General features: G+C 53.8%; 19 protein-coding genes. 11 read left to right on the top strand and 8 right to left on the bottom strand.

The window, feature by feature from the left end:
• The first annotated feature begins 47 nt into the window (after positions 1-47).
• Entirely contained in the window at positions 48-5486 is a 5439-nt protein-coding gene (locus ACTJI9_RS09915) for an alpha-2-macroglobulin family protein (protein ID WP_440807631.1), read from the top strand.
• Positions 5486-7570 (top strand): penicillin-binding protein 1C, encoded by a 2085-nt coding sequence (gene pbpC / locus ACTJI9_RS09920; RefSeq protein WP_115055185.1) that lies wholly within the window; start codon positions 5486-5488, stop codon positions 7568-7570. Before ACTJI9_RS09915 ends, pbpC begins: the two co-directional genes overlap by 1 nt.
• A 39-nt stretch (positions 7571-7609) precedes the next feature.
• Here the strand turns inward: pbpC and ACTJI9_RS09925 are convergent, their stop codons facing one another.
• The 6 genes from ACTJI9_RS09925 to ACTJI9_RS09950 all read right to left on the bottom strand — a co-directional run bounded on the left by ACTJI9_RS09925 (position 7610) and on the right by ACTJI9_RS09950 (position 11098).
• The gene (locus tag ACTJI9_RS09925) at positions 7610-7945 is read right to left on the bottom strand and encodes an RcnB family protein (protein WP_440807634.1); all 336 of its coding nucleotides are present in this window, start codon (positions 7943-7945) and stop codon (positions 7610-7612) included.
• Between the two features lie 156 nt (positions 7946-8101).
• Positions 8102-9358, bottom strand: coding sequence for a D-amino acid dehydrogenase (locus tag ACTJI9_RS09930; RefSeq protein ID WP_336440531.1), 1257 nt, complete (start codon positions 9356-9358; stop codon positions 8102-8104).
• 416 nt (positions 9359-9774) lie between these two features.
• Entirely contained in the window at positions 9775-9984 is a 210-nt protein-coding gene (locus ACTJI9_RS09935) for a cold-shock protein (protein WP_091881096.1), read from the bottom strand.
• 326 nt (positions 9985-10310) lie between these two features.
• Entirely contained in the window at positions 10311-10583 is a 273-nt protein-coding gene (locus ACTJI9_RS09940; RefSeq protein WP_115055182.1) for a hypothetical protein, read from the bottom strand.
• A 50-nt stretch (positions 10584-10633) separates the two neighbouring features.
• The gene (locus ACTJI9_RS09945) at positions 10634-10831 is read right to left on the bottom strand and encodes a hypothetical protein (protein ID WP_115055266.1); all 198 of its coding nucleotides are present in this window, start codon (positions 10829-10831) and stop codon (positions 10634-10636) included.
• 126 nt (positions 10832-10957) lie between these two features.
• Positions 10958-11098, bottom strand: coding sequence for a hypothetical protein (locus tag ACTJI9_RS09950; protein ID WP_307283087.1), 141 nt, complete (start codon positions 11096-11098; stop codon positions 10958-10960).
• A gap of 761 nt (positions 11099-11859) precedes the next feature.
• On the opposite strand from ACTJI9_RS09950, the gene ACTJI9_RS09955 reads away from it, so the two are divergent.
• The 3 genes from ACTJI9_RS09955 (at position 11860) to ACTJI9_RS09965 (ending at position 15169) form a co-directional block, all read left to right on the top strand.
• Positions 11860-12786, top strand: coding sequence for an NAD-dependent epimerase/dehydratase family protein (locus ACTJI9_RS09955; RefSeq protein ID WP_440807640.1), 927 nt, complete (start codon positions 11860-11862; stop codon positions 12784-12786).
• Between the two features lie 157 nt (positions 12787-12943).
• The gene (locus ACTJI9_RS09960) at positions 12944-14413 is read left to right on the top strand and encodes a Ppx/GppA phosphatase family protein (protein WP_115055180.1); all 1470 of its coding nucleotides are present in this window, start codon (positions 12944-12946) and stop codon (positions 14411-14413) included.
• Between the two features lie 45 nt (positions 14414-14458).
• Complete coding sequence (locus tag ACTJI9_RS09965; protein ID WP_115055179.1) at positions 14459-15169, top strand: RlmE family RNA methyltransferase; 711 nt, start codon at positions 14459-14461, stop codon at positions 15167-15169.
• 3 nt (positions 15170-15172) lie between these two features.
• Here the strand turns inward: ACTJI9_RS09965 and ACTJI9_RS09970 are convergent, their stop codons facing one another.
• Entirely contained in the window at positions 15173-16576 is a 1404-nt protein-coding gene (locus tag ACTJI9_RS09970) for a DHA2 family efflux MFS transporter permease subunit (protein ID WP_115055178.1), read from the bottom strand.
• 190 nt (positions 16577-16766) lie between these two features.
• On the opposite strand from ACTJI9_RS09970, the gene ACTJI9_RS09975 reads away from it, so the two are divergent.
• The 4 genes from ACTJI9_RS09975 to ACTJI9_RS09990 all read left to right on the top strand — a co-directional run bounded on the left by ACTJI9_RS09975 (position 16767) and on the right by ACTJI9_RS09990 (position 22322).
• On the top strand, positions 16767-17750 hold the full coding sequence (locus ACTJI9_RS09975; RefSeq protein WP_115055177.1) for an MBL fold metallo-hydrolase: 984 nt from the start codon (positions 16767-16769) through the stop codon (positions 17748-17750).
• Between the two features lie 197 nt (positions 17751-17947).
• Entirely contained in the window at positions 17948-19453 is a 1506-nt protein-coding gene (guaB, locus tag ACTJI9_RS09980) for an IMP dehydrogenase (RefSeq protein ID WP_115055176.1), read from the top strand.
• A gap of 20 nt (positions 19454-19473) precedes the next feature.
• Positions 19474-20010 carry a DinB family protein gene (locus tag ACTJI9_RS09985; RefSeq protein WP_307283102.1) on the top strand — a complete coding sequence of 179 codons (537 nt, stop codon included), beginning with the start codon at positions 19474-19476 and terminating at the stop codon, positions 20008-20010.
• A gap of 125 nt (positions 20011-20135) precedes the next feature.
• Positions 20136-22322: a mechanosensitive ion channel domain-containing protein gene (locus ACTJI9_RS09990; protein ID WP_440807647.1), complete on the top strand. Its 2187-nt coding sequence runs from the start codon at positions 20136-20138 to the stop codon at positions 22320-22322.
• A gap of 2 nt (positions 22323-22324) precedes the next feature.
• On the opposite strand, the gene ACTJI9_RS09995 is transcribed toward ACTJI9_RS09990, so the two are convergent.
• Complete coding sequence (locus ACTJI9_RS09995) at positions 22325-23383, bottom strand: SDR family oxidoreductase (protein ID WP_440807650.1); 1059 nt, start codon at positions 23381-23383, stop codon at positions 22325-22327.
• A 102-nt stretch (positions 23384-23485) separates the two neighbouring features.
• Here ACTJI9_RS09995 and ACTJI9_RS10000 point away from each other — a divergent pair, with 102 nt between their 5' ends.
• Both ACTJI9_RS10000 and ACTJI9_RS10005 read left to right on the top strand, forming a co-directional pair.
• Positions 23486-24403: a LysR substrate-binding domain-containing protein gene (locus ACTJI9_RS10000; RefSeq protein WP_115055172.1), complete on the top strand. Its 918-nt coding sequence runs from the start codon at positions 23486-23488 to the stop codon at positions 24401-24403.
• A gap of 86 nt (positions 24404-24489) precedes the next feature.
• Positions 24490-24915 carry an MAPEG family protein gene (locus ACTJI9_RS10005; RefSeq protein ID WP_115055171.1) on the top strand — a complete coding sequence of 142 codons (426 nt, stop codon included), beginning with the start codon at positions 24490-24492 and terminating at the stop codon, positions 24913-24915.
• Positions 24916-24917: the final 2 nt, after the last annotated feature.

Consider the following 24917-nt stretch of genomic DNA (forward strand, 5'->3'; position numbering starts at 1 on the left):
TAAAGAGTGCCCAACATCAGGATCAGTAGTGGCGTTGGGAGGACGATATGTCTGTGCGCGCAAGGTTTGGGCTTCTGGCTCTTCTCCTCACATTTTTTACCCCCATCTTACCGGCGGGGGCCGCGGAAATTAACCGCGATATCGTCACTACGAAGGATAGCGATTATTTCGGGTTTGATCTGCGCACAGAGGAAGATGTTACGCTGGATCAATGCGAAACCGTCTGTCTTGCAGATCAGGCGTGTAAAGCCTTCACCTACAACCCCAAGGTAAAGTGGTGCTTCCTGAAATCAGACTTCAAGGAGCTCAAGAGCTTCCCGGGTGTCTTTGCCGGAAAGGTCGTGGAGACCTCAGTCGAACCGGATATTGGCGCCGCTCCTAAAGTGCAGTTTGTTTCGGAGCAGTTCATCACCGATGCACGTGAGATCAAAGCCAATCTGTCGGCAACCGATGCTCAAAAAGCGATGGGTTTTGACAAGCTTATCGAGCTTGCAAGAAACAGCGCAGTTCCTACCTCCCTCGAGAATTATATGGCTGCCTTGTCGCTCGCACCCGGCAATGAAGACATATGGCTGGAGCTTGCAAAAGCTGGAAATGTTGGAGGCGATCGCTACAGGGGTGGTCAGTCTGCGTTAGCTGCTTTTAATGCCTATCAATTGTCACGCACCACACAAAGCCGCGCAGAAGACCTTTCCGTCTTGGGAACGTCCCTGGAGATTGCGCAAAATTACCGGGCGGCAATCAATGCCTATAAGGCAAGCTTGGAACTGGTTGAAGCAAAGACAGTTCGGGCAGCACTCAATGATCTGCAGGCGCGTCAGGGCTTCCGCGTGGTCAATCACACAATTGATGCTGACAGTGCGACAGCACGTGCCTGCGTTCAGTTCTCAGAACCATTGGTAAAAATGGGGACGGATTACACGCCCTTCGTCACACTGAACGGCGTGCCGGCGAAAAGCGTTGAAGCCAAGGGTAGTGAGATCTGCGCCGAAGGTCTGACACATGGTGAACGCTACAAGCTCGCGCTGCGTGCCGGTCTTCCTTCATCGGTGGGTGAATCTTTGGAGCGGCAAGTCGACCTTGATATTTACGTCAAGGACCGCACAGCCATGGTTCGGTTTACGGGTGACAGTTTCGTTTTGCCCAGCACGGCCCGTCGCGGCATTCCTATTGTGTCTGTCAATACCAGCAGCGCCAAGCTGAAACTCTACCGCATCGGCGATCGCGGTATTGCGCCTTTGCTGACGAGTTCGCAATTCCTTACGCAATTGGAAGGTTACAGTGCTCAAAGACTGCAGGACGAGGCAGGTGAAGCCATTTGGGAAGGCACGATTGATATTCAGACCGACTTGAACAAGGACGTTGTCACCAGCTTCCCTGTCGATGAGGCCTTGCCGCAGCGCAAGCCCGGCGTTTATGTGCTAACTGCCGTATCACCTGAAGCAAAGCAGGATGATTGGGCAGCGCTGGCAACCCAATGGTTCGTCGTTTCAGATATTGGTTTGTCGACATATACAGGTACTGATGGTCTGAACGTATTTGTGCGCTCGCTTGCCAGTGCCCAGCCGCTTATCGGCGTTGAGTTGCAGCTGCTTGCCAAGAACAACGAAATTCTCGGCACCGCGACAACCGATACGGATGGTCGTGCAACGTTCAGTGCGGGGCTAATGCGCGGCACTGCGGCCATGGTTCCCGCCGTAATCACCGCCCGCAACGGTGATGCCGATTATGTCTTTCTGGACATGACCCGAGCCGGTTTCGACCTTTCGGATCGCGGTGTTACGGGCCGCGCGGCTCCTGGCGCTATCGATATTCTGGCTTGGACCGAGCGTGGCATCTACAGGGCAGGTGAAACGGTCCACGTTTCGGCTCTCGCGCGTGACAACGCTGCAAATGCTATCGAGAAACTGCCACTCACTTTCGTATTCAAGCGTCCAGATGGCGTAGAAGATCGCCGGATGGTTAGTGATGGAGAGAATTTGGGCGGCCACACGCTGGATCTGGCTTTGCAGGCCAATGCCATGCGCGGCACGTGGACGATGCAGATATTCACCGACCCAAAGGGGTCTTCAATTGCGGAAAAGCAATTCATGGTCGAGGATTTCGTGCCCGACCGTATCGAGTTCGATCTGACAAGCGACGCCAAATCATTGGAGATCGGCCAGCCCGCATCTGTCACTATTGACGGGCGCTATCTATACGGCGCTCCTGCTGCGGGTTTGTTTGCGGAAGGCGAGGTCATTCTCAAGCCCACGCGCGAAAGAGAGGATTTCAAAGGGTACTTCTTCGGGTTGGCCGACGAACAGGCAAGTGAACCAGTATCCGTGCCGATCGAAGCTGCCGAAGCATTGGACGAAAACGGCAAGGCGACGTTTGACGTGACCATTGCCGATGCTCCTTCGACAACACAATTATTGAATGCAAATGTGGTTGTACGATTGAAGGAAGCAGGCGGACGCGCTGTTGAGCGTTCATTGACGCTGCCAGTCAAATCCGAAAGCTCGATGATTGGGATCAAGCCGGAGTTTTCCGGCGATCTCAGCGAGAATTCCGTTGGCAAGTTTAACGTCATAGCGCTTGATGCAAATGGGCAGAAGCAGGCCATGCAAGGTCTGTCATGGAAGCTGCTGAGCGTCGAGCGGAACTATCAGTGGTATCGCGACGGTAGCTCGTGGAAGTACGAGCCTATTTTGTCGACCAAGCAGGTTGCCAATGGCACAGTTGATGCCACCACGGATGGCGGGGCGATTTCAGTTCCCGTGACATGGGGACGTTTCCGGTTGGAAGTGGAAACAGCTGCTGCGGATGGTCCCACATCAAGCGTCGAATTCGACGCTGGTTACTATGTTGAAGCCGCATCGACGGAAACACCTGACGGCCTCGAAATTGCGCTGGACAAGGAGCAATATGCGCCTGGTGATACCGCCAAGCTGAAAGTTTCCTCGCGTTTCGCTGGCGAATTGCTGGTGACAGTCGGCGCTGAAAGCCTGCTGGCAACGACCAGAGCCAGCATTGGCGCGGAAGGCGGCGAAGTTGATATTCCTGTCACCGCCGATTGGGGTGCAGGAGCCTATGTCACGGCCACGTTGTTCCGTCCGGGCGATGCACAGGAAACGCATATGCCCATGCGAGCCATCGGTATTAAGTGGCTGAATGTGAATCCCGGCGATCGCAAGCTGGCAGTCAAGCTTGAAGCTCCGGAAAAAACCGAGCCACGCCAACCACTCAACATCGCATTGCAGGTTGCAGGCGCTGGCGCAAATGAGAACGCATTTGTTTCCGTGGCTGCAGTGGATGTCGGAATTCTTAATCTGACTCGTTACGAGGCTCCTGATCCTGATAACTGGTATTTTGGCCAGCGTCAGCTTGGGCTCGAAATCCGCGATCTCTATGGGCGTCTGATTGATAGTTCGCAGGGCGCAACAGGGAAACTGCGTACCGGCGGCGACGGCGCTCAAATGCCGATGCAGGGTAATCCTCCAACTGAAAAGCTCGTCGCATTCTTCTCCGGGCCCGTAAAGCTTGATGCGGAAGGTAAGGCGAACGTCAGTTTTGATATCCCGCAGTTCAATGGCACGGCGCGGGTCATGGCTGTCGCCTGGTCCAAATCCGGCGTTGGGCATGCCACCTCTGACGTGATTATCCGTGACCCGGTGGTAGTGACAGCAAGCCTGCCAAAATTCCTGACGCCTGGCGACAAAGCATCCTTGCGGCTTGATATAGCCAATACCGACGCGCCTGCTGGTGAATATCAGGTGCAGGTCACCGGCAATCCTGCCGTCGAGGTAGAGCAGCCCGGCGCATCGCAGGCGATCAACCTGACCGCTGGCGGCAAATTCGACCTTACCTTGCCGCTTGTTGGCGTTCATCCCGGCGATGGCGTTGTCTCGGTGAAACTGTCAAATACCGCCGGCATGTCGCTTGAACAAACGCTCAATCTTCCGGTTCGTCCAGCAACATTGCCGATGACTGTGCGCAAGCCAATCAAGCTTGCACCCAATGCCAGTGTCAAAGTGGACAGTGAATTGCTTGCCGGGAGTATCCTGCAGGGCGCTTCGGTTAGCCTCAACGTTACACGATCAACGGCGTTCGACATTCCTGCTCTGCTGATGACGCTTGATCGCTACCCTTATGGCTGCGCCGAACAGACCACCAGCCGCGCCTTGCCTTTGCTATATATGAGCGAACTGGCAAAGAAATCGGGTATAACTGATGATGGCGATGTTCAAAAACGCGTTCAGGAAGCCATATACCGCGTGCTTGCCTATCAGTCTTCGTCCGGCAGTTTCGGCCTGTGGAGCCCAGGTTCGGGCGATCTTTGGCTCGATGCCTATGTCACGGATTTCCTGACACGAGCACGCGAACAGAAATATGACGTGCCGGAACAGGCGCTGGTTCAGGCGCTGGATAATCTCCAGAATTCGTTGAGCTATGACGTGAATGTCAAGGATCAAGGAAATGAAATAGCCTATGCGCTCTACGTATTGGCCCGCAATCGCAAGGCCGCAATCAGCGATCTTCGCTACTATGCCGATACGATGCTTTCGGAGTTTCCGACGCCCCTTGCAAAAGCACATATAGCTGCTGCGCTTTCGCTTTATGGCGATGGTCAGCGCTCGCAAAGCATTTTCACCGATATTGTCGGTAAGACATCGTTGTTGAGCAATGTCAGCCTGGTGCGCTCCGATTATGGTTCATCCTTGCGTGATGGCGCTGCCGTTCTTGCTCTGGCAGCCGAGAGCCGCCCGGTTCCGGCTATCATTCCGCAACTGTCAAAAATCGTTGCTGAACAATGGGAAAGCGCTCGGTACACCAGCACCCAGGAACAGACATGGATGCTCCTTGCTGCGCGTGCAATTCAAGACGGAGACAGCGATCTGAAGCTCGATATTAACGGTGTAGCCCATGCAGGTAGTTATGCATCACAGCTTACAGGCGAAGAACTGATTGCGTCGCCCGTGACAGTTACGAACACTAGCTCCGCTCCGCTTTCCGCAGTTGTCACTACGGTTGCTGCACCGTCGCAGCCCCTGCCGGCGGGCGGTGATGGGTTTAATATTGAACGCACCTATTACACGCTTGATGGTAGCGAGGCCAACGTCACAGAGGCCAAGCAGAATGAGCGCTATGTCGTTGTTTTGAAGATAACAGAGAACAATAGATGGCCCTCGCGTGTTCTGGTTACGGATCTGTTGCCCGCTGGTTTTGAGATCGACAATCCCGGCTTGGTCAATAGTGCCAGCTTGACCAATTTTGACTGGATAGGTGAGGTCGAGGCGGCTCACACGGAGTTCCGTAGTGATCGTTTCGTTGCTGCGTTTGATAGGGTCGCCAGCGATAATAGCGAAATTACGCTTGCTTACGTTGTTCGCGCCGTCACACCGGGCAATTACAGCCATCCTGCCGCTAGCGTCGAGGACATGTATCGCCCGCAATTTTCTGCCCGCACTGCCTCTGGCCGCATGGAGGTCGTCGAAGCACAATAATGCTTACGTGGCGGACATTCTGCATCGGCGTTTCTGCCAATCTTGTGTTGGCGACCCTGTTGGCCTTTGGACTCGACGCGGCGGATCATGCGTTCCCGCCGCCTCTTGAAAAAGCGCGCGAGGTCTCAACTGAAGTGGTTGACGCGGATGGCCAGTTGTTGCGTGCCTTTGCAACTACTGAAGGCCGGTGGCGACTGGGTACAAAAACCAAGGATGTTGACCCGCAATTTGTGCGTATGCTGATCGCCTATGAGGATCAGCGCTTCATGGACCATCGGGGCGTTGATCCTCTGGCCTTGGGACGGGCTGCCTTCCAGCTGGTCACTAATGGACGCATCGTCTCTGGTGCGTCTACCTTATCAATGCAGGTTGCCCGGCTTATCGAGCCTCGTGAAGGCCGGTCGCTTACGGCAAAGTTTCAGCAAGTCGTGCGGGCGTTGCAGATCGAGCGCCGCTTAAGCAAATCGCAGATTCTCGATCTCTATCTGACGCGCGCTCCTTACGGAGGTAATCTTGAAGGCGTTCGCGCGGCAAGCTTGAGCTATTTCGGCAAGGAACCACGTCGCTTGAGCGTTTCGGAAGCAGCATTGCTGGTTGCCCTGCCGCAATTACCGGAAAAGCGAAGGCCAGACCGTAATGCTGGTGCGGCGACAAATGCGCGAGAACGCGTTCTCAAACGCATGGCGGTGGAAAAAATTGTCGGGGAGGGCGAGGCTGAACGCGCAGGCTTGATCCCCGTCTCCTCCCGCCGTCTGCAACTCCCCGCCCTTGCAGCTCACCTTGCAGAAGCTGCCGCAAAAAAAGAACCGCAAGTCAAACGTCATCAGACCACCCTGCGCCGTAAGGTTCAGGAGGGACTGGAAACTGTTGCGCGTGATGCAGCTGTGAAGCTCGGTCCGAAACTGTCTGTCGCCATGGTGATGGCTGATGCCCGCACTGGCGAAATCGTTGGAGAAGTTGGTTCCGCCGATTATTTTAATGCCAGCCGTTCGGGCTGGATAGATATGACGCGCATCAATCGTTCGCCGGGATCGACGCTGAAGCCCTTCATTTATGGGCTTGCCTTTGAAGATGGTCTGGTCAGCCAGGAAACGATGATTGAAGATCGTCCCACAGACTTTTTCGGCTATCGGCCGCGCAATTTCGATATGAGCTATCAAGGTGATGTCAGCGTCAGGCAGGCATTGCAATTGTCGCTGAATGTGCCAGCGGTGCGTCTGCTCGATGTGGTTGGGCCAACGCGTTTGATGGTTCGTTTCCGCCGCGCTGACGTGCGTCCGGTTCTGCCAGCCAATGAGGCCCCCGGATTAGCAATTGGACTTGGCGGCGTCGGTACGACGTTGAAAGATCTTGTCCAGCTCTATGCTGCGCTGGCCAATCAGGGCAGGCCAGTACAGTTAGGGGACGGTATCCGGGAAAAGCCCGCGGTCATTGAGGGTGAGCCTTTGCTTGAACCTGTCGCTGCCTGGCATATTGCCGATATCCTGTCCGGCGTCATGCCGCCTTTGGGCGCGGGCCAGCGTGGCATCGCGTACAAGACTGGTACAAGCTATGGTTATCGTGACGCTTGGTCAGTGGGCTTTGATGGGGCTTATGTACTTGGTGTTTGGGTAGGGCGGCCGGATAATGGGGCTGTCCCGGGCATAACAGGGTTCGCCTCCGCAGCGCCTATCCTGTTTGAGGGTTTTGCCAAATCCGGCATTGCAATAACGCCTTTGGCCCGTGCACCGGCTGGAGCAGCGCGAGTTGCACAGGCGGAATTGCCCATAAGTCAACGCCGGTTTTCCATGACGCCAAGCGGGCTTCTCGCCTCTTCAACACGGGAACCCGCGCCGCAGATAATTTATCCACCGGAAGGTGCGCGAGTCGATCTTGGTGCCAAGCACGGAGGCCAGATAAACCCGCTCATATTGAAGCTGCAAGGCGGCAGAGCGCCGTTCCGTTGGCTGGCCAATGGCAAGCCTTTGCCGGATATGTCGCGCAGACGGGTCAATCAATGGACGCCGGATGGTGGAGGATATTCGACTTTGACGGTTGTCGATTCGATGGGGCGGGCGGCTACTGTTCGCGTTTTCATAGACTGAAAAAGCGGCGCTGGAGGTCGCCGCTTTTCAGTCTTCTGTTTATCGGGCTTGAACCAGCGCCGAAATGATGCCGGATGTGATGCCGATCAGTACGTAATTATCGTCAGCTCTTACCCAGTGATAACCACGTGGCGGGGTCCGCAGGTGATAGCGATGATAGTCGCGCACCACGTTGCGACGATAGCTTGACGGTAGTGCATGACCGCGCGACCAGCGTGTTTTCTTCACAACGACCTTCTTGGTAACGATGCGCTTTTTGACGACATGTTCGCGTTGCTGGTCGTAATGGCGACCTTGGTCGTGTCGCTGCTGGGCGAAAGCTGCGGGCGGGGCTAGAAGTGATATGGCAATTGCTGCCAGAGCGATTTTTTTCATTTTCGTTTCCTCGTGAGCTGCATGGTTTGGGAAAGACCATGATTATTCAGACACGCAATGGTTGTATCTCTGGCGAGATGAACGAAAACTGAATGTGAACCTAAACAATTTGTAATGTTTTAAAGCACTTAGTGCGGATTGAACGTGGTCTTAACATCAGCCGTAGCGGCTGATGTTAAGTGGCGATGGGTCGACATCCGGGGATTTGCCAGATACCAGATCGGCGAGAACGCGGCCCGACCCGCATGCCATGGTCCATCCTAGCGTCCCATGGCCGGTATTGAGATAAAGATTGGAATATTTTGTCCCGCCGCCGATGATTGGCGGACCATCGGGCGTCATTGGGCGCAGGCCCGTCCAGAAACTTGCTTTTGAAATATCGCCGCCCTTGGGGAACAGATCGCCGACCGAATGAGCCAATGTTCCCCGGCGTGCTTCGCGCAATGTCAGGTCATAGCCGGAAATCTCAGCGGTGCCGCCGACGCGAATACGATCACCAAGGCGAGTAATTGCAACCTTGTAGCTTTCATCCATGACGGTCGAAACCGGCGCGCCAGCAGGATCGGTGATCGGAACGGTAATGGAATAGCCTTTCACCGGATAGACGGGAATATGCACCCCGATGCGACGTAGCAGGAAGGGAGAGTAGCTGCCAAACGCGATCACATAGGCATCAGCGGTCAGTTCTTCTGTTTCCGTCGAAACACTGGCGATCTTGTTCGTGCTCGTATTAATGGACGTGATCGTCGTGTTGAACCGGAAGGTCACACCCGCTTCGGCACAACGCGCCGCCAGCTTTTCGGTAAACATCTGGCAATCACCCGTTTCGTCGCCAGGCAATTGCAAGCCGCCGACAAACTTTCCGCGCACATTGGCCAATGCGGGCTCGGCTGCAATGCAGCCTTCTGGGTCAAGCAGATTATAAGGCACGCCAAACTGCTTCAGAACATCAATATCACCGCCGGTGCCATCATATTGGCTCTGGGTGCGGAAAAGCTGCAGCGTCCCTTGCGTGCGCTCATCATAGGTGATGCCGGTTTCTTCGCGAAGCGCCTTGAGACTATCGCGGCTATATTCTGCAACAGGCACCATCCGAGCCTTATTGCGCGCATAGCGTGCAGATGTGCAGTTGCGCAGCATTTTTGCCAGCCATAACGCCATATAGGGATCGAATTTCGGCCGCACGACAAGCGGGCCAAAATGCATCAGCATCCATTTGATGGCTTTTACCGGGACACCGGGACCTGCCCAAGGTGATGAGTATCCCGGTGAAATTTCTCCGGCATTGGCAAAGCTGGTTTCCTGTGCAGGTCCCGCTTGGCGATCCACCACCACAACTTCATGTCCTGCCTGCGCAAGATACCAGGCCGACGTGACACCGACGACGCCACTGCCAAGGACGAGAACTTTCATGAATGGGAACTCCTTCGAACCACACATCAGCCGCGAAAAGCAGGCTGTCAAACCGAATCGTACCTTGTGGGTTAGAACGCAGTCTTTCCAGTGTTTTCTTGGTGCTTGCGCTGAAATGTCATGGAGAATGCCGCCTTTTCCCAGGATGCCCAGAGTTTGCGGCGTCAAGCGTGTTGAAGCGGGGCGCCATGGTGCAAAGCTAGCGAGACGCTTGGGTTCATAAACCTGTCCATCGCCGACGTGACCGCAAATTCTGCGTGAGGCAATGACGGTTGAACAAAGTCTGCCGACCGTAGGTATAAGGCCGCCAGAAATCCAGGCAAAATAAAAGGCCGGGAAAACCCGACCTTCTCAAATTCATCTTTGCTATCAGTGCCAGTACATCCGTGGTCAAAGACCGCGAAGACGAATTATAATCAACCAGCCTGAAGCTGATCAGCAGTCATCTTGCCGGACTTGTTGTCACGGACCAATTCGAAGCTGATCTTCTGACCGTCATTGAGGCTGCGCATACCAGCGCGCTCAACTGCGGAGATGTGAACGAACACGTCTGCCGAACCGTCATCAGGTTGAATGAAGCCGAAGCCCTTTGTGGAATTGAACCACTTTACTGTTCCAGTGCTCATGATGAACCCTTTCAATGGAAATATCTTAATACAGGGCACGACGCGCCATGCAGTTTTTAGCTCGATTTTTGAAGAAGGATCTTTCAGAGCGCCTGAGACGCAATAAAACTGTTAACTAACTACCAAATACCGATATCACACATATAAGGCGAAGCACCTGTTTCGTCAATGCGGACCGCCAGAAATAAATATAAAGACTTTGCCAAGCCTAATATATCAATTAGCACATAAGAATTTTAACTGAAAACTATTTCTCGATTTCTGCGTGCAGAAAATCACAAATAGCTCCTTCAGTCTCGGCCTTGAGGTGCTCTGGCAGGCAGTAACTACTTGGCTTTTGTCGCCCGGGAGACTTTCGCCTTGGCTTTGGATTTAGGCGCTGCTTTTGGCGGTTGCGCCGCAAGTTCGGCTTCGTCGGCAGCTTCTTTCGCAAGACGAAGCGCTTTTAGCCGGGCTGTCTTGCTCTCCCACTTATTGGTCTCATCATTGATGATGGCGGAGGCGGCAGCTGTGGTAGCCAGACTTTTCTGCTCTGAGGGGCTGAGCACCCGCTTCGGGCGCACACCGACTTCGGGCAATTGTTTTGGACTATGTTTCATCGTGTCTCACATTGTTAGCTTACAATAATGACACGCGACGGCTGCCAAGTCTATCTTACAATCTTTTGACCGGACGGCCGCCATCCCCGGGCGAAACCATATGACATTGCCAAAGCTGCATATTCGATTTCGCGCAAAAGAAAGTCGCGCTCGGCTAAAAGAGCAGCCACGGTCGCCCTTGCATCACCCTGATGATAAGCGAGAGCTTCATCAATTTCATCTTCTGGTTGTCTCAAGATGGCGTTCATAGGAATCTCCTTTCCAAAAATACTGCCACAACCGAACATATTTGAAAAGGATTTTGTTCTCTTTTTGTTCCACAAAATGAGAACGTGCCGGGACATGGTTTGCCATGTTGGCCGGCACATATTGATTCAAGCTTTCGGCTTGCCCTTAGGCGTGGTTGCCTCTGCTTTTTTCATCATCGAGCTAAAAGGAACTTCTGCTTTCGCTGCGACCTTTTCCTTTTTTGGCTTGCGCGTTTCTTTGTTGCTGCGTTGCTGACCCTTGGCCATGGTGCCTCCTACCGGTTATACCAGGATACTTCACGGAATCAGTCGTTTGGAATGAATTGGCGGCCGAAACCTCTGACGCCGCGAAAAGCCAAGCCTGGCCAAAAGACGATTTACAATACAGAAGCTTAGAGGTTTAATTCGGGCGTGTCACGGGCTCAGTTTTTGATTGCGGCAGCCCTGCCGCTCTTATTTGCTCAATTTTGGAATATTCTTACGGATTGAGCATAAGCAGCAGTGCAATAAACACAGCAAATATTGCAAAATTGAACCAAAAATTGGCTGTTCGTGAGTACATTTTCGATCTCCTGCCTAGCCGCGCCGGGAGCATGCGCTTAACCCGATGCGGAGCGTTCAGCCTATGATAACGCCCACTACGCCAGACTTGTTCCAGCTTTGCGGAGCCGGAGGAGTTTCAGACCGAACAAAAGTCGAACCAATTAGCCATACAATGATTAAAAATATCACAGCGATTGCAGCCAAGAACAATAATCCAGTTAATTGTACTGGCTGCTGGTCATTATCAAGCATGGGATTCGTCTCAAAATTGTGACAATGGTCTAATACAACTTATGCGCGAATTATCAATCAGAACATCTGTCAATCTTCAGGATCAAAAGCACTGCCTTTTGATATTTGGCCTCGTACAACGTGATTGAAAATCATTTGTTCCGGTGAGGTATTGGAACATGAGTTAAAATTACTGACTTCTATTGCTCGTTCTATTTTGCTCTTAATAGGAGTTCTTGAAAGGGATGAATCACATGGCTTCGGCTACTGTTCTTGTTACCGGGTCCACGGGCTTTGTCGGAACTGAGCTTGTTCCGCTTTTGCTGGCATCGGGATATCGGGTGGTTGCCGCTGTGAGAGACGGAGCAACGGGTGTCGTTGCCGGAGTAAAAACTGTTCGTTTGCCAGTTCATGATGAGCCCGACGCCGCTTTCGAGACTATTCTGGATGGCGTCGATCATGTGGTTCATCTGGCAGCCATTGCGCATACAAGGCTGGAAAATGGCGCTGAAATATACAATGCAGTAAACCATGTTCTTCCAGCCAGACTGGCGAAGGCCGCGGATAAAGCCATTACAGGCAAGTTCATTTTCATGTCGTCAATAAGGGCGCAATGCGCCAATATTGCTCAGGGTGTCGTGCTTGAATCAGATGATCCACAGCCCACTGACGATTACGGGCGGGCGAAACGACACGCAGAAATCGACATAGCCAAATTCATGCCCCGGCGAAACTATACGATATTGCGGCCAGTCCTGGTTTACGGTGCCGGTGTAAAGGGCAATCTGGCGGCTTTGATAAAACTTGCGGCATTGCCGATCCCGCTTCCATTCAAATCCCTCGCCGGCAAAAGGTCTCTTGTTCATCGTTCGTCACTTTGTGACGCTGTAATTCATTGCCTCAATCAACCAAAAACCGATGGCGGAACCTTCATCGTCGCCGATAGTAGCCCGGTCACAGTTGCGCAGATACTTGTCGCCCTGCGTCGGGGTGTCAAAAGAAACCCCTCATTGTTCACATGTCCTGTCTGGATCATGGATATTGCGGCACGTATCACGGGGCAGCGCGATCGTTGGGCCACGTTGAACGGCGACCTTGTTGCCAGTTCAATGCTGTTGCAATCCACGGGGTGGAAGGCAGTAGAAAATACCGAGGGCGAGATTGAAAAACTGGCTGGCTGAACGAGCCAAAAGGTGCGATGCGAGCCTTCTCGACAGTTAGGCGGTAAAACGTCTCTTGGATATTCGCCAATCCGTGTTACATTATCTCCAACATTAATTGAAAAGCGCCTTGCTTTGCGTCCTTCGATGGTTCGCGCGGTGCTCAAAGGATAAAAGAGTGAAAGACCCCGAACTGGGTGCCTCATTGGCGCCGCATGGGGCGTCTGGTGGAATCAATGTGCCAAATGGTGCAAGTGATTCTGCCAAGAACGGGTCCGGACAACATGGTAATCCCGTGCAAGAGGTACAGGGTAGCCTTTCCGGTTCCGAAGAACGGCGCTTCGACCCGAACCCCAAGAAACGTGCGCGCCGCAGACGGCGTGGCAAGTCAAAGCAGGCTCCTGTTTTGGCGGAGAATGCCGTATCGACGGCTGCATCTGCGCCCGCCGCTGTCAGTCCAGCGGCCGCAGCCGCCAAACCAGCTAAAAAGCGACGGCCAAATCGCTTTCGCCGTCGTGGGCGCGCAGGCAATAAAGGCCCTGTGCAGAGCGCTGAAGCCAGCGTCGTCACCTTGCAAGTTCAGCCATCGGCAGCGGCACAGCCTGTAATTCAAGATGCGGTCCGTAAAGACAACCGGCACTCAGGAGCCGCGCTCTATGCCGCGCTGGATCTGGGTACGAATAATTGCCGGTTGCTCGTTGCTTCTCCCACGCGCCCCGGCCAGTTTCGGGTCGTGGATGCGTTTTCCCGCATCGTTCGTCTGGGCGAAGGGCTTGGCGCCACAGGCCGGCTGAACGAGAACGCAATGAATCGTGCCATTGAGGCATTGAAAGTTTGCCGGGACAAGCTTGATAGCCATGATGTGCGGCGTGCGCGCCTGATTGCAACCGAAGCCTGCCGACAAGCTTCAAATGGTGAAGAGTTTTTGGCGCGGGTAAAGGATGAAACGGGACTCGATCTCGAAATCATCAATCGCCAGACTGAAGCCCGGCTCGCTGTTTCCGGTTGCGGCACATTGGTCGAGCGGGAGACTGACGCGGTGGTCCTGTTCGACATTGGTGGCGGATCTTCCGAAATCGCATTGATTGACGTTTCCGAGCGTCGCTCACCCCGGTTGGCGGAGCACATCATAGCCTGGACCTCGCTGCCGGTTGGCGTGGTAACACTGGCGGAGCGCTTTGGCGGCCGCGACGTGACGACGGATAATTTCGCGGTCATGGTCGATCACGTTGCTGAACTCATCAATGAATTTACAGAGCGTCACAAGCTTGGCGATCTGGTAAAAAGCCAGAATTTCCATTTGCTTGGAACGTCCGGCACCGTAACGACGCTGGCTGGTATTCATCTCGGACTGGAGCGCTATGATCGCCGCCGTATTGATGGCATCTGGATGCAAAATGACGATGTGACTGAAATGACGAGCAGACTATTGTCGTGGAGTTTTGACGAGCGTGTCGCAAATCCTTGCATTGGTGCTGATCGTGCTGATCTTGTACTTGCCGGTTGCGCAATTCTAGATGCCATCCGCAATGTGTGGCCCAGCCAGAAATTACGCGTTGCGGATCGTGGCCTTCGCGAAGGTATTTTAACCGAACTCATGTCGCGCGATGGCGCGTGGCGCAACCGCTGGCTTCGTCCCAGCGCATAAGCAAGATTAGGCGCGATTGATATAGCGCGGAAAACAGGGTCCCAGATGGCTAAGACGACAACAGGCGGACGCGGCGGCACAGGCACGCGCGGGCTGCACACCAAGATCAAGAAGAAGGCCGGGACGATCAAGGAATCCTCGCGCCGTTGGCTTGAGCGCCATATTAATGATCCCTACGTCCAGCGATCAAAGGCGGATGGCTATCGGTCCCGCGCCGCCTATAAACTCATCGAAATCAATGATCGTTACAAGATCTTGAAAAAGGGTCAGCGCATTATCGATCTCGGCGCTGCTCCGGGCGGATGGAGCCAGATAGCTGCTTCCATCGTGGAATCGCCCGCACATCAGCCGACAGTCGTTGGCATTGACTATCTGCATATTGATCCGCTGCCGGGTGTTACCTTGCTTGAGATGGATTTTCTCGACGACGCTGCACCGGAAAAACTGATTGAAGCTTTGGGTGGGGAGCCTGATATCGTGATGTCTGATATGGCAGCTCCAACAACGGGCCATCGCCGTACCGATCATATCCGTACAACGCACCTATGCGAAGTTGCCGCCGATTTTGCGGTGTCTGTTCTGCGCCCGGGTGGCCACTTCCTGACCAAGACCTTCCAGGGCGGCACGGAAAATGAGGTACTGACACTTCTCAAGAAGCACTTCAAATCCGTGCATCATGTCAAGCCGCCAGCTTCCCGTGCAGAGTCGGTCGAACTTTATCTTTTGGCCCGAGACTTCAAGGGCAGAGACGTCTGATTGCTATTCGGCAGGCGAAACAACCTTGATTCGTGGCCGATGGCCGGAAACCTCCGCCCCGGCGTCCGCTTTCAAGCCGCGAAATGACAGGCAAGCAAGTCCGGAAACCGCGGCAACGATAAAGAATGCCGTATGAAAGTCTGATAGTTGCAGCGGCCCTCCATGCAACTTTGTAGACACTTCAAGAATGCCGCCAGCGACAGCAACACCCAGGGCTATCGAAATTTGCTGTGCGACAGAACTGATTGGAGTGGCCTGACTGGTCTGTTCATTGGGAATATCCGCATAGGCCAGCGCATTTGTTCCGGTGAAAAACAGCGAACGGAAAAAACCGCCGGCGAGCAATAATAGGATCATCAGCCAATAGGGCGTTGCCGGCGTGAAAAGCCCGTTGACCGCGATAAAGACCGCCGCGACGACGGACCCATACATGAGCGAGTTGCGAAAACCGGTCTTGGCGTAGAACCATTTTGTCACAAGCTTCATGCTCATCGCTCCCAAAGCTGACACGAATGTAATCATGCCTGACTGGAAGGGCGTCATGCCGAAGCCGATCTGAAACATGAGCGGCAGCAGGAAAGGGACAGCGCCGACGCCAATACGAAACAGGCTGCCACCAACGATGGATGCCCGGAACACCTGGTTTTTGAAAAGATCGAGCGCCAGCAAAGGCTCTGGCTTGTTGCGCGCGTGAAAAAGATAAAGAACGGTAGATACAAGTCCAACGGCAAGTGTTGTCAGCCCTACCCATGAGGGCAGCGCAGGCAGGCTGACAACCGACAACCCAAATACGACACCGGAAGCGGCGATTCCGCTCAAAAAGAAACCGATAACATCAAGCGGCCGCCGTACCAGTGTTTCCACGGAAGGCAGGTAGCGTGTGGCAAACCAGATCCCGATTATTCCAATCGGCACGTTGATCAGGAAGATCCAGTGCCAGCTGAAATAGGTCGTGAGAAAACCTCCGACGGGCGGGCCCAATAGCGGTCCGATCAGCGCAGGCATGGTCAGCCACGCCATTGCCCCCACAAGCTCATTGCGCGGCGTTGATCGCACAAGAACGAGACGCCCCACCGGTGTCATCATTGCGCCGCCGACGCCTTGAAGAAAACGCGATACGACAAAGGCCAGCAGCGAATTTGATACCGCGCAGGCGATGGAACCGAGAACAAACACCACGATCGCGGCACGAAACACGTTTTTTGCACCGAACCTGTCTGCCATCCACCCGCTTACGGGGATGAAAACCGCAAGCGAGACGAGATAGGCGGTCAATGCCAGCTTCAGTGCAATGGGGCTCGTCCCAATGTCCGCCGCGATGGCTGGCAGGGATGTCGAAATAACAGTCGAGTCCATCTGCTCCATGAAGAGGGCGACGGCGAGGACGAGTGGAATGACACGGTTCAAAATCTAATCCAGTTCTCAAAGCATTGAGAAAGCGGGTCCGGCGCCGGACAACAGCTCATGAGCGATGCGATAGCACCGGCATTGCTGGTGCTCAAGCCGCGATCAAACAGAAGTGATCTACGCATGTCTTTGTTTTTGGTCTTTCCGCGCTACAACCTGAAAAGCATTCGCACCTCAAGGAGATTGATCCATGTCGACATTTGAGATTTCGCGCCGCGATCTGTTTCTGGCTTCCACTGCGATGGCTGGAGGACTGGCATCAGCCAGTATTATGGGCACCGCTGAAGCTGCCGTGCCGCATTCGGATATACAATCCCCCGGCTTCAAGCGTTTCAAACTTGGTGACTTTGAAATAACCACCTTGCTTGACGGTTTGCGCCCGGGAGACGGGCCTCATCCGACTTTCGGAGCCAATCAAACCCAGGAAACAGTTGCAGAGCTTATGCGCAATAATTTTCTGCCGGAGACCAAGTTCGTCAATGGCTTCACCCCTGTCTTGATCAATACCGGTTCTGACGTCGTGTTGGTTGATACCGGTTTTGGCGTTGGCGGGCGTGAAAATGGTCTGGGCCAGTTGGAAAACAACATGAAAGCAGCCGGATATACGCCGGATGCGGTCACCGTCGTTCTCATCACCCATATGCACGGAGATCATATTGGTGGGCTGATGAATGGCGATAAACCGGCTTTTGCCAATGCGCGTTATGTAGGCGGCCAGATCGAATATGATTTCTGGACAGATGCCGCACGCACAGGAACGCCCGCTGAAAATAACGCGAAAGCGGTCAATGCCAAGGTCAAGCCGCTTGCCGACAAATTTACCTTTATCAAGGCTGGCGATGAGGTTGTGCCGGGTATTACCAGTGAAGCAGCCTATGGCCACACGCCGGGTCACATGATTTTTCATGTAGAGTCGGCAGGCAAGCGCCTGGTTTTGACAGCCGATACCGCCAATCACTATGTGGCGTCGCTGCAACGTCCTGAATGGGAAGTGAGCTTTGACGGCGACAAGGCAATGGCCGCAGAGACCCGTAAGAAGGTTTTCGATAAGATTGCCGCTGATAAAGTACCATTCATCGGCTACCACATGCCTTTCCCGAGTGTTGGTTATGCGGAAAAGCTGGAAACGGGCTATCGCTTCGTGCCTGCGACCTATCAATTCGACGTTGGGTGACGGGCATTTCTGCTTTGGCAATTGCAAGATTATGTGTCTGAACAGGGCGTAAAGGGCCAGCAGTTGCGTTTACGGCTTTTCAAACTGATATAAGCATGTTACCAGCCCGTGCCAATTCACTTGAATAGACCTTGATCGACGCTCCACTTCACGTGGCGCGTCCTTTAGTCGTATTAGCCGTATGTTAGGAATTGGTAATGGCAAAAATCGTTGAATCCGCAACAGGCGCACTTGCACTGACATTTGATGATGTCCTGCTGCAACCCGGTCATTCCGAAGTTATGCCTGGCCAGACGGATATCCGCACCCGTATCGCAGCTGACATTGAGCTGAACCTGCCTCTCTTGTCTGCCGCCATGGATACTGTCACCGAGTCGCGCCTTGCAATCGCTATGGCGCAGGCTGGGGGCATGGGTGTCATCCATCGCAATCTGACACCGGAATTGCAGGCCGAAGAAGTCCGGCAGGTCAAGAAGTTCGAATCCGGTATGGTCGTAAATCCGGTCACCATCGGCCCGGATGCAACGCTCGCCGATGCGCAGGCGTTGATGCGTGCCCATGGCATTTCCGGCATTCCGGTTGTCGAGAATGCGGGTGAGGGTAGCCGCAAGCCTGGCCGCCTCGTCGGTATCCTGACCAATCGCGATGTGCGTTTCGCATCGGATCCGGCGCAGAAAATCTATGAGCTTATGACGCGCGAGAACCTGATTACTGTTCGCGAGAACAATGTTCAGCACGAAGAAGCCAAGCGATTGCTTCATCAACACCGCATTGAGAAGCTGCTGGTCGTAGACAATAAAGGCCACTGTGTCGGCCTGATTACCGTCAAGGATATGGAAAAGTCGCAGCTTAACCCGAATGCAGCAAAGGATGCGCAGGGCCGTTTGCGCGTTGCCGCTGCTTCCAGTGTTGGCGAAGATGGTTTTGAACGCGCCGAACGCCTCATCGCCGCAGGTGTCGATATTCTTGTCATCGACACAGCGCACGGTCATTCCCAGCGTGTGCTTGATGCGGTTACCCGCGCCAAGAAAATGTCAAATGCCGTGCGGATCATTGCCGGTAACGTCGCCACCGCTGCCGGAACACAGGCTCTGATCGATGCGGGCGCCGATGCGGTCAAGGTTGGTATTGGACCCGGCTCAATCTGCACCACGCGTATCGTGGCCGGTGTTGGTGTGCCGCAGCTTTCCGCCATCATGTCGGCGGTGGAGGCTGCACAGAAAGCCGATATTCCAGTTATTGCCGATGGCGGTATCAAGTATTCGGGCGATTTCGCCAAGGCGCTGGCTGCCGGCGCATCTGCTGCCATGGCCGGCTCTGCGCTTGCTGGCACCGAAGAAAGCCCCGGTGAAGTCTATTTGTATCAGGGCCGTTCATTCAAAGCCTATCGCGGCATGGGCTCCGTCGGCGCAATGGCACGCGGCTCGGCAGATCGCTATTTCCAGGCGGAAGTGCGCGATGAGCTAAAGCTTGTTCCAGAAGGCATTGAGGGTCAGGTCGCCTATAAGGGCCCGGTTTCTGGCGTTCTGCATCAGCTTGCTGGCGGCCTGCGCGCTTCCATGGGTTATGTGGGTGCAAAAAATCTGGAAGAATTCCGCGAAAAGGCTACATTCGTCCGTATTACCAATGCTGGTCTGCGCGAGAGCCACACCCATGATGTCACCATCACCCGTGAAAGCCCGAACTATCCTGGCGGCAACTGATCATCTGAAAGGTGAGGGCGATGTCTGACATCTCCCTCCAAGCCCATTTTTCGGCCATGGCGCGCAACAGCGCCTGGTCAAATCATCGATTGCTGACTGCCTGTGAGCAGTTATCACCTGCCGAATTTGCTCAAGAGCGCACCAGTTTCTTTCCCTCGATACAGCTGACCCTTAATCATAACCTGATCGTCGATCACATATATATGGCTGATATGATCGGCGTTGGTCGGGCGAATATTGGTTTGGAAGGCGACGTACCATTTCCTGCTGCCAGCGACTTGAAGAAGGCACAGGAGGAATTTGATAAGTCGCTTATCGATTTTTGTGACGGGTTGAGCGCTGCTGACCTTGCCCGGGTTATATCCATCACATGGAGAACCGGAGACACATCTCGCGAACCGATTTCTCTCGTCCTGTCGCATCTGTTCGTGCACCAGATTCACCACCGCGGGCAGGCCCATGCCATGCTGGCCGGGACAAACGTTCCGCCGCCGCAGCTTGATGAATTCTTTCTCAATTACGACGAGCCACGAAGAACAGGCGAGCCCTATACTTGAAATGCCGCAACCTTCTTTGTTGACAGACAAGACCTGCCGGATTGTGCTAGATAATTCATAATACTGCTGGGGTTGGCCATAACCAATCCATGCAGGCGTGTCACTCTTTGCGTTGATGGCAGCCCATGACCGTTTTACCTTCTTCATTGCTGAAAGTACTGATTAGTGTTTTTGCGGTGCTGTTCTTATTGACGTCACCAGTTTTTGCTCAGAGTGCACCAGCTGCCGAGCCGACCACACCGACGAAAGTTGACCAGTTTATCCAGCTGCTGTCCGACCCCGAAGTGAAGACATGGCTGGAAAAGGAGCTGGCAAAACCGGCACCTCCTGTGGCTACCGGTACAGTGACACCAGAATCCGCGACCATGACAAAATCCATGGTCTCGTCTTCTCTCGACACGGTGAAACAGCATATTGAACGCACCGCCAGAACAATCCCGGACCTGCCGAGACAGTTCATGCAGGCGCGTTCCACAATTATGTCCGAGCTGAGCGACCGCGGTCTCTTGGGTGTATTCCTGCTGGTAGGTATTTTTATTGCTGCCGGTATCGCATTGCAGAGACTGGTTTACCGCCTGACAGTGCGATATCGTCGATGGCTCATCAGCTTATCGAAAGATACGCCGCAGGGCAGGGCGAAGAAAATCAGCGCCCGTTTTCTATACTCCGGCCTCATGATCCTTGCCTTCAGCGTCGGCAGCACAGGCGCATTCATGATTTTCGAGTGGCCGCCATTATTGCGTGAGATCGTGCTTGCTTACTTGACCGCTGCAACCGGCACATGGGCTGTCAATGTGTTCTGCAAGGCAGGATTGATCACATCCAGCATGCAGGTCGCACATTCGGAGGAAGTGCGGGCATTGCCAATATCAGACGAAACGGCCGATCACTGGAGCCATTGGCTTGTCATCATTGCCGGCTGGTTCCTGTTTGTGGATGCAACCTTCTCGCTGCTGCCGCTTTTGGGTCTGACCTCAGACGGGATTGTCGCACTGGCCATACCGGCAAGTTTTGTCCTGTTGTGTCTTGGGCTGGTTGCTATATGGCGCCGTCCGCGCGCTTCGGTTGCGGAGGGCAAAAAGCAGTTGGTCAGTCATGTTGCCGCGACATGGCTGATGACGGTCTATTTTATCGGACTTTGGTTGCTCCAGCTGACGGGAGCCTGGGTGCTTTTCTCGGTTGTCGCGCTTGCATTCGTGATCCCGCTGCTCGTCATCATAGCGCACAAGGCGGTCCATTTCATATTGCGGCCTGCAACAGCCGAAGCAGGGGGCGCAACTGTTCCCGCCGTTACGCTTGCGGTCGTTGATCGCGGCATTCGCGTCGCGTTGATCTTGCTTGCCATATTCATTACGGCCCGCATGTGGGGCGTCGGCATGTCCAGCATGCAGAACCTCCAAAACCCGACAACGACGCTGATTGTTCGCGGTATTGTCAATACGCTGGTCATCGCTCTTGCTGCAGACTTCGGCTGGAGCATCATAAAGGCATTGATCGAGCGCAAGCTTGGTGTCCATCATCACGCACAGGAAGAACATGCCGAGATCGATCCGCAGCAGGCACGGTTGCGTACTCTGTTGCCGATCATTTCCAATATTCTGTTCGCTTCTCTTCTGATCATGGCAATCCTGATGATCCTCTCTTCGATTGGTATTCAGATCGGACCGTTGATTGCCGGTGCAGGCGTCGTCGGTGTTGCTATCGGCTTTGGTGCCCAGACGGTCGTGAAGGATGTTATTTCAGGTGTTTTCTACCTTCTGGATGATGCTTTTCGCATTGGGGAATACATCAGCAGCGGGAAATATATGGGCACGGTTGAAAGTTTCAGCCTCCGCTCGATCAAGCTTCGCCACCATCGTGGTCCGGTTTTCACCATACCCTTCGGCGAGTTGGGAGCAGTGCAGAACCAGAGCCGCGATTGGACGATGGACAAGTTCAATATCACCGTAGGCTTTGACACAGATATTGAAGCTGCGCGAAAGTTGATCAAACGTGTGGGAGCTGAGCTTGCAACTGATCCAGAATTTGCCCCTTGGGTCATTGAACCAATCAAAATGCAGGGTATTCAGGAATTTGGCGAGTACGGCATAGTGCTGCGTATGAAGATGACGACAAAACCTGGCGGAGCCTTCGCAATGAAGCGCAAATTCTTCATCGCCGTGCGCAAGGCTTTCAAGGAAAACAACATTGAACTGCCTGTCCCAACTGTCCACGTGCAGAAAGGCGAAGAAACCGCACCGGTCGTGGCACAGAACCATACTGCGCGCCGCAAGCGCGCAGCCGTATTAAAGGCAGCTGAAGACGCCGCCTGATCTTATGGGATAATTTTGCGTGCCTTCAGATCATCGAAGACACGCAGAAACATTTCCTCCGTGTGGATATACTCATGAAAGCCGGCGCGCCGCAGTTTTGTCCCGTCGGCAAAGAAATCATAATCCCAGCCGAAAACGAAATCGCCAAAGCCCCACGCGGAGACGTCGGAATAGGGCGTTGGCGCAAGACCGTGCTTTTCCACCATCTGCTCCCACAGTTTCGCTTTGTCAGCCATGATGACATTAAGTGACATGGGCAAAGGTGGGGCAACATCCAAGCCGAAATATTGCGCAATTCTGGGCCATAATTCGCTCCAACGGAATAAATCGCCATTATTGATGTTGAAGGCCTGATTGCCGCATTGCGGATTAGTCGCAATGAATACAGTCGCGCGTGCCAGAAGCCCTGCATCGGTCATTTCCAGGAGGCTGTGATATGCGCCGGGCTTTCCTGGAAAACGCAATGGAATACCAAGCTCCTTCGACATGGACGCATAGACAGCAATGACCGACGCCAGATTCATGGGATTACCCAGAGCAAAGCCGATAACCACAGAAGGGCGCAATGCCGACCAGTTCCAGCTTTTGCCCTTTTGCAAGGCTTCAAGGAAATCCTGCTGGTCGATGTTGAATTCCGGCGGCATGTGATTGGCGTCGGTTTCGCGTGCCGGCGTTTTGAACGGGCCCAGATGTGCACCATAGACCTTATAGCCTTGCATGAGACTGATATGCTCAAGGCTAGGCGCAATCGGCTCGATTGCATTCACCACATTGACCAGCATTGCCAGATTGGGCGCGACCAGCTCGGCCCAGCTTGGACGATCCTGGTAGGCCGCATAAAATATGTGAGTGATATTGGTCAGATGGGAAAGCTTGGCTTTTGCTTCTGCCGCATTAAGAAGATCGACGGCGATATGACTGACTTTCCCTACCGTCTCACCGCCTCGCCGTGACAGACCAACAATATCCCAATCGCCAAGCTCGACTAGATACGCAATAAGATTGCTGCCGATAATGCCATTGGCACCGACAACAACTGCCTTCTTCGTTTTTTCCGTCATTTGAACCGCTCCATTTTACTGGAGGGAATATCATCCATGCATAATTGTTTGTGTAGAGCGTCAATAATGATATGATTCATAAGAGAAACTTTGAGGTGAGTGATGGATCGGTTATCGGCGATGAAAACTTTCGTGCGCGTCGCAGAGCTTGGAACTCTGTCTGCCGCTGCACGTGAGCTTGGCCTGACACAGCCCGCCGTCAGCCAGCAGATCGCTGCTCTTGAACGTCATCTGGGTATCAGCCTTTTTCATCGTTCGACGCGTCAGCTTGTCGTGACTGAGGGAGGCGAAACCTACTATCGGCGCGCCCTTGAAATATTGCATGCGGTGGATGAAGCGGAAGAGGGCGCCACCGCCTATTCCACTGCGTTACGAGGTAGTTTGCGCATCCACGCGCCCGTCGGCTTTGGCCAAATGTACCTCGCTCGCTTTGTAATCAATTTCCAGCAGCAGCATCCGGATTTGCGGTCTGAACTGGTCCTCGACGACCGCATTGCCGATCTGATCACCGATAATGTCGACGTGGCTATCCGGTTCGGCGCAATGAAATCATCTGACTTGATTGCACGTAAACTCGGCTCATTTGACAGGGTTCTGGTCGCCTCTCCAGACTACATCACCACACATGGCAGCCCGGTCACGCCGGATGATCTCGTCAAGCACGGGTTTGTCCGTTTCATTTGGTCCCCGCCGGGAGAAATGGTGCCTTTGATAGGGCCAGATGGTTCGGTCGATGCGGCAATCAGGTCTGTTTTCCTCGCCAATAACGCATTTGTGCTCAATGACGCTCTCTGCGCAGGCCTTGGTATTGGTGCCGCACAGCTGCCGCTTGTTCAACCCTTGATCAATGGTGGAAAGTTGGTTCGCATATTGCCGGATTATGGATATGCGCCGATGGACATCCATGCCGTATATGCCAGCGGGCGTTTCCTGCCACGCAAGATCAAGCTGTTCGTCGAATATCTTTTGGCGGAAATGAGATCGATACCGGGCTTGCATATGGTCAATTCCCGCACATAAGCACCGTCAGTAAATTATGCATAGGGACGATGGAGAATTTCCGCAGTCTCCTTTATTGGAAACATTCCGGATAGCAGGAGAACGCCATGTCACAGACACAAATTTTCTGGCCCATGATCACTTTGACCTTTCTGATCTATTGCGTTTATTTACTGCTTTTTCTTCGGCGCCGGCGGGCGGTCATGAGCGGTCAGGCCAAGATTCAAGAGTTCATCATTCCAACGAGCGAGCCGGAAATCAGCGCAACGACGATCCGCAACCTGGGCAATCTCTACGAAGTGCCACTGTTGTTCTATGTCGTTTGCCTGTCACTCTATGTGGTCAACGGCGTATCATATCTCGCTGTGGTCATCGCCTGGCTCTTTGTCGGCGCGCGGTTGGCTCATACGTTTATTCACGTCACGACGAACCGGCTTCGTTATCGGCAGCCGATTTTCGTATTGGGCTTTATTCTCAATGGCGTTCTTTGGATCATGCTGGCCATGCACCTTCTGCTGCCACCAGTGGTTTAAGT

This window comes from Phyllobacterium sp. 22552 (assembly GCF_052044585.1).
In the GTDB taxonomy this organism is placed as follows: domain Bacteria; phylum Pseudomonadota; class Alphaproteobacteria; order Rhizobiales; family Rhizobiaceae; genus Phyllobacterium; species Phyllobacterium ifriqiyense.